The 6,449-nt window shown below is 42.4% G+C and carries 8 protein-coding genes; 5 read left to right on the plus strand and 3 right to left on the minus strand.

The annotated features are described in order from the left end of the window. Positions 1-73 precede the first annotated feature (73 nt). From BXY_RS22640 to der, 3 genes are all read left to right on the plus strand, one after another. Positions 74-1,081 (plus strand): beta-ketoacyl-ACP synthase III, encoded by a 1,008-nt coding sequence (locus BXY_RS22640; RefSeq protein ID WP_004308623.1) that lies wholly within the window; start codon positions 74-76, stop codon positions 1,079-1,081. An 86-nt stretch (positions 1,082-1,167) separates the two neighbouring features. Further along, positions 1,168-2,049 (plus strand): GTPase Era, encoded by an 882-nt coding sequence (gene era / locus BXY_RS22645; RefSeq protein ID WP_004308624.1) that lies wholly within the window; start codon positions 1,168-1,170, stop codon positions 2,047-2,049. 49 nt (positions 2,050-2,098) lie between these two features. Next, entirely contained in the window at positions 2,099-3,412 is a 1,314-nt protein-coding gene (gene der, locus BXY_RS22650; protein WP_004308625.1) for a ribosome biogenesis GTPase Der, read from the plus strand. A gap of 128 nt (positions 3,413-3,540) precedes the next feature. Here der and lptB read toward each other — a convergent pair whose 3' ends face one another. Then, a complete protein-coding gene (lptB, locus tag BXY_RS22655; protein ID WP_004308626.1) occupies positions 3,541-4,302 on the minus strand; it encodes an LPS export ABC transporter ATP-binding protein in 762 nt (253 codons plus the stop codon). A 75-nt stretch (positions 4,303-4,377) separates the two neighbouring features. Here lptB and BXY_RS22660 point away from each other — a divergent pair, with 75 nt between their 5' ends. Next, complete coding sequence (locus BXY_RS22660) at positions 4,378-5,121, plus strand: MlaE family ABC transporter permease (RefSeq protein ID WP_004308627.1); 744 nt, start codon at positions 4,378-4,380, stop codon at positions 5,119-5,121. Further along, entirely contained in the window at positions 5,118-5,888 is a 771-nt protein-coding gene (locus tag BXY_RS22665) for an ABC transporter ATP-binding protein (protein ID WP_004308628.1), read from the plus strand. Before BXY_RS22660 ends, BXY_RS22665 begins: the two co-directional genes overlap by 4 nt. A gap of 65 nt (positions 5,889-5,953) precedes the next feature. On the opposite strand, the gene BXY_RS22670 is transcribed toward BXY_RS22665, so the two are convergent. Next, positions 5,954-6,199, minus strand: a complete 246-nt coding sequence (locus BXY_RS22670; RefSeq protein ID WP_004297160.1) for an RNA recognition motif domain-containing protein — start codon at positions 6,197-6,199, stop codon at positions 5,954-5,956. After that, positions 6,174-6,449: hypothetical protein (locus BXY_RS22675; protein WP_208946896.1), on the minus strand; the 276-nt coding region annotated here is incomplete at its 5' end. The genes BXY_RS22670 and BXY_RS22675, both read right to left, overlap by 26 nt.

Below are 6,449 nucleotides of genomic sequence, written 5' to 3' on the forward strand. Positions count from 1 at the left end.
CTGAAAACAGCCTGAGGGTAAAGCTCTCCGGCTGCTTTAAGTATTATAGTATTGCTAATTTAAAATAGGTTTGATGGAAAAAATAAATGCAGTAATCACAGGAGTCGGCGGGTACGTTCCCGATTATATCTTAACTAACGACGAGATATCAAAAATGGTGGATACCAACGACGAATGGATTATGACTCGTATCGGAGTAAAGGAGAGACATATTCTGAATGAGGAAGGATTAGGTAGTTCATACATGGCACGCAAAGCTGCCAAACAGTTGATGAAGAAAACTGGTGCTAATCCTGATGACATTGATTTGGTTGTTGTCGCTACCACTACTCCTGACTATCACTTCCCTTCTACAGCTTCTATTCTTTGTGATAAACTCGGACTGAAGAATGCATTTGCTTTCGATTTGCAAGCTGCTTGTAGCGGTTTCCTGTATTTAATGGAGACAGCTGCTAATTTCATCCGTTCGGGAAGATATAAGAAAATTATCATTGTCGGTGCCGATAAGATGTCGTCAATGGTTAACTATACAGATCGTGCTACATGCCCTATCTTTGGTGACGGTGCTGCTGCCTTTATGGTGGAACCGACTACGGAAGATTACGGAATCATGGATTCGATACTGAGAACTGATGGCAAAGGATTGCCTTTCCTCCACATGAAAGCTGGTGGTTCGGTTTGTCCTCCGTCTTATTTCACAGTAGACAATAAAATGCACTATTTGCACCAGGAAGGAAGAACAGTGTTTAAATATGCTGTATCCAACATGTCGGATGTATCTGCTGCTATTGCAGAAAAGAATGGTCTGACGAAAGATAATATCAACTGGATTGTTCCGCATCAGGCGAATGTCCGCATTATCGAAGCCGTGGCTCACCGTATGGAGGTGCCAATGGATAAAGTGTTGGTAAATATTGAGCATTACGGTAACACCAGTGCTGCTACTCTTCCTTTGTGTATCTGGGATTATGAAGATAAACTCAAGAAAGGTGATAATATCATTTTCACTGCATTCGGTGCCGGATTTACATGGGGCGCAGTTTACGTGAAATGGGGTTATGACGGAAAAAAGGAATCGTAACGTAAGTTACTGAACTATAACACTCAAAAACGCATCCTATTTCGATTCGATGCGTTTTTTTGTCTCAACCAATAAAATGAAGAGAAATGCATAAAGCAGGTTTTGTAAACATTGTAGGAAATCCGAATGTCGGAAAATCGACATTGATGAATGTCTTGGTGGGTGAACGTATTTCGATCGCTACTTTCAAGGCGCAGACAACTCGTCACCGGATTATGGGAATCTATAATACGGATGAAATGCAGATTGTTTTTTCTGATACTCCGGGAGTATTGAAGCCCAATTATAAACTACAGGAGTCGATGCTGAATTTTTCTACTTCGGCATTGACGGATGCGGATATCTTGCTTTATGTGACTGACGTGGTGGAGACGCCGGATAAGAATAATGAGTTTATGGAGAAGGTACGCCAGATGACGGTGCCTGTGCTCCTGCTCATCAATAAGATAGATCTTACAGATCAGGAAAAACTGGTAAAGCTGGTGGAAGATTGGAAAGAACTGCTTCCCCAAGCCGAAATTATTCCGATTTCTGCTACATCGAAGTTCAATGTGGACTATGTGATGAAGCGAATCAAAGAACTGTTGCCCGATTCTCCTCCTTATTTTGGAAAGGATCAGTGGACGGACAAGCCTGCCCGTTTCTTCGTGAATGAGATTATCCGGGAAAAGATTCTGCTCTACTACGACAAGGAGATTCCTTATTCGGTGGAAGTGGTCGTAGAGGAGTTTAAGGAAGAGCCGAAGAAGATTCATATTCGTGCGGTGATTAACGTGGAACGTGATTCGCAGAAAGGAATTATTATCGGTAAACAGGGCAAGGCGTTGAAGAAGGTAGCTACCGAGGCTCGCCGCGAACTGGAACGTTTCTTTGGAAAGACTATTTTCCTCGAAACGTATGTGAAAGTGGATAAGGATTGGCGTAGTTCGGATAAGGAACTGCGTAATTTTGGTTATCAGTTAGATTAAGAGTATTCATGCGACTGTGATAGTCGTGAAAAAAACAAGGTATTGAACTATGGGTAATTTAGTTGCAATTGTAGGACGCCCGAATGTGGGCAAGTCTACCTTATTTAACCGTCTGACGAAGACTCGTCAGGCTATTGTGAATGAAGAAGCGGGTACAACCCGCGACAGACAATATGGCAAGTCCGAGTGGCTGGGCCGTGAGTTCTCCGTGGTGGATACCGGCGGATGGGTGGTTAATTCGGATGATGTTTTTGAAGAGGAAATCCGCAAGCAGGTATTATTGGCAGTGGATGAAGCGGACGTTATTTTGTTCGTTGTAGATGTGATGAATGGAGTGACCGACCTGGATATGCAGGTGGCGGCTATTCTGCGTCGTGCTAATAGTCCGGTGATTATGGTTGCCAATAAAACGGACAATCATGATTTACAGTATAACGCTCCCGAGTTTTATAAACTGGGATTGGGCGATCCGTATTGTGTTTCTGCCATGACAGGAAGTGGTACGGGTGATTTGATGGATTTGATTGTCAGCAATTTCAAGAAGGAGTCTTCTGAAATCCTAGATGATGATATTCCTCGTTTTGCTGTGGTAGGACGCCCGAATGCAGGAAAATCTTCCATTGTAAACGCGTTTATTGGGGAAGAACGTAATATCGTGACAGAGATTGCAGGAACTACCCGTGACTCGATCTACACTCGTTACAATAAATTCGGATTTGATTTTTACCTGGTAGATACGGCAGGTATCCGTAAGAAAAACAAGGTAAATGAAGACTTGGAATATTATTCGGTGATTCGTTCGATTCGTGCCATCGAAGGTTCGGATGTTTGTATTCTGATGTTGGATGCAACGAGGGGTGTTGAGAGCCAGGACTTGAATATCTTTTCTCTGATTCAGAAGAACCAGAAAGGATTGGTAGTCGTGATTAATAAATGGGACTTGGTGGAAGATAAATCAGTGAAAGTGCAGAAGACATTTGAGGAAGCTGTCCGTTCACGTTTTGCTCCGTTTGTCGATTTCCCGATCATCTTTGCTTCTGCATTGACCAAACAACGTATTCTGAAAGTGCTGGAAGAAGCACGTAATGTATATGAGAACCGGACGACAAAGATTCCGACAGCTCGTTTGAATGAAGAAATGCTTCCGCTGATCGAGGCTTATCCGCCTCCCTCAAATAAAGGTAAGTATATCAAGATTAAATACATCACACAGCTGCCGAATACGCAAGTGCCTTCATTTGTCTATTTTGCCAACTTGCCGCAGTATGTGAAGGATCCGTACAAACGTTTCCTCGAAAATAAGATGCGTGAGAAATGGAATCTGACAGGTACTCCGGTTAATATTTATATTCGACAGAAGTAAAGTTCACCACAGATTAACACAGATTTCCACAGATTAAAAATAAAAAACGGGCTAATCAATTTACAAGTTTTGTATCATTTGATTAGCCCGTATTCTTTATGAAATATCTGTGAAAATCTGTGGTGAATCTATTTCTCCAACTGGAAATCTTTTCTGCGTAAAACGAAGCTGTTACTCAAGTATTTTTCACGCACAATCTGATTCTCCGATAATTCTTCCGGTGTTCCCTGGAAAAGAATCTTTCCTTCAAACAGCAGATAGGCGCGGTCGGTGATACTAAGTGTCTCCTGTACGTTGTGGTCGGTAATCAGGATTCCGATATTCTTGTCTTTCAGCTTCCAAACAATTTGCTGGATATCTTCTACGGCAATCGGGTCTACACCGGCAAAAGGTTCGTCAAGCATGATGAATTTGGGGTCGATGGCAAGACAACGGGCAATCTCCGTACGGCGGCGTTCACCTCCGGACAACTGGTTACCTTTGTTTTTGCGTACCTTTTGCAGACGGAATTCTGCTATCAGGCTTTCGAGTTTCTCCTTTTGATATTCTTTGGGCTTGTTAGTCATTTCCAGTACGGCGGCGATATTATCTTCCACACTCATCTGGCGGAAAACGGAAGCTTCCTGTGCAAGGTAGCCGATTCCCGTTTGCGCTCGTTTGTAAACCGGATATTTGGTAATCTCCAGGTCGTCGAGGAAAATACGTCCTTCATTCGGAGTAATCAGCCCTACAGTCATATAGAATGAAGTCGTCTTGCCGGCACCGTTCGGTCCCAGCAAACCTACAATCTCACCTTGCTTCACATTGATGGAAACGTGGCTCACAACGGTTCGTTTACCGTACTTCTTAACCAGGTCTTCCGTGCGGAGCACCATCTTGCTTTCTTCCATATTCTAGTTATTTTGCGGCAAATGTAGTAAAAATAAGCTGAAATAATGTACATTTGCAGACAAATAGTGTGAGTTATGATAAAAGCATTGAGAACCGTCGGGAGATATTTCATGCTGATGGGACGGACTTTTTCCCGTCCTGAACGTATGCGTATGTTCTTCCGGCAATACCTTAACGAGTTGGAGCAACTAGGTGTGAACTCCATCGGTATCGTGCTGTTGATTTCGTTTTTCATCGGCGCGGTTATTACCATCCAGATCAAGTTGAATATCGAAAGTCCGTGGATGCCTCGCTGGACAGTGGGGTATGTGACACGTGAAATTATGTTGCTGGAATTTTCTTCCTCTATCATGTGTTTGATTCTTGCGGGAAAAGTAGGGTCGAATATCGCTTCGGAATTAGGAACAATGCGGGTGACGCAGCAGATTGACGCGCTCGAAATTATGGGTATCAATTCGGCAAACTACCTGATTCTGCCTAAGATTACGGCGATGGTAACTGTGATTCCTATTTTAGTGACGTTCAGTATCTTTGCCGGAATTATCGGTGCCTTTTGCACCTGTTGGTTTGCTGGGGTGATGAATGCGGTCGATCTGGAATATGGATTGCAATATATGTTTGTGGAGTGGTTTATTTGGGCCGGTATCATCAAATCCCTCTTTTTTGCGTTTATTATTGCAAGTGTGTCTGCTTTCTTCGGATATACGGTAGATGGTGGATCGATTGCTGTGGGAAAGGCTTCTACGGATGCCGTAGTATCCAGCAGTGTATTGATTCTGTTTGCGGACTTGATATTAACTAAACTTTTGATGGGATGATTGAGATTAAAGGACTTTATAAATCATTTGATGACAAAACGGTATTGAGCGATATCAATGCTAGTTTTGAAAATGGAAAGACGAATTTGATTATCGGTCAGAGTGGCTCCGGTAAGACGGTATTGATGAAGTGTATTGTAGGATTGCTTACTCCGGAGAAGGGGGAAGTCTTATATGACGGACGTAACCTTGTCTTGATGGGGAAGAAGGAGAAAAAGATGCTTCGCAAGGAGATGGGGATGATTTTCCAGAGTGCGGCTCTGTTTGACTCGATGACGGTGTTGGACAATGTGATGTTTCCGTTGAATATGTTTAGCAATGATACTTTGCGTGAGCGTACCAAACGGGCGATGTTCTGCTTGGATCGTGTGAATCTGGGGGAGGCGAAAGATAAGTTTCCGGGAGAAATCAGTGGGGGGATGCAGAAGCGTGTGGCTATTGCACGTGCTATTGCCCTGAATCCGCAATATTTGTTTTGCGATGAACCGAACTCGGGACTCGATCCGAAAACGTCATTGGTGATTGATGATCTGATCCACGATATTACGCAGGAATATAACATGACGACCATTATCAATACGCATGATATGAATTCTGTATTGGGAATTGGCGAGAAAGTGATTTATATTTATGAAGGACATAAAGAGTGGGAAGGGACAAAAGATGATATCTTTACCTCTACCAACGAACGACTGAATAACTTTATCTTTGCTTCAGACTTGCTCCGTAAGGTGAAGGACGTGGAAGTGCAAGGAATGGAAGGGTAATAAAAAAACTTCTGTCATCGGGTGACAGAAGTTTCTTTTTTTCTTAGCTATATTAGCGTCGGCAATTAAGCTCTAGGTCTAGCTTCTTTAACTACCATTGTACGGCCCATGTATTCAGCTCCGTTCAATTCAGCAATAGCTTTTGCAGCTGCAGCGTCGTCTTCCATTTCGATGAAAGCGAATCCTTTGGATTTACCGGTTTCACGGTCCATAACAACTTTAACTGATGATACTGCTCCGTAATCTTCCATCACTTGTTGCAGATCTCCTTCCTTAACACGGTAGTTAAGGTTTCCAACATAAATGTTCATAATGAAAATGATAAAAAATAAATAAATGAATAAAACTCTCTGGACAGATGGTTACTAATAAAAAGATTAAAACGACAGAGAGTTTACAAATGCGTTTCGTAACGGAAGTAAAAACCTTGTAATCAAATCGAGAAACTAATGGTCCATCAATCCGCAGCAAAGAAAAGAATAATTTTTGAATTAACCATCTTTTTGGAAGGTTAATTTGCGGATTATCAGAAAAAAAAGTTCTTTCCTTTTCTCTTGAAAG

This window comes from Bacteroides xylanisolvens XB1A, assembly GCF_000210075.1.
In the GTDB taxonomy this organism is placed as follows: Bacteria; Bacteroidota; Bacteroidia; order Bacteroidales; family Bacteroidaceae; genus Bacteroides; species Bacteroides xylanisolvens.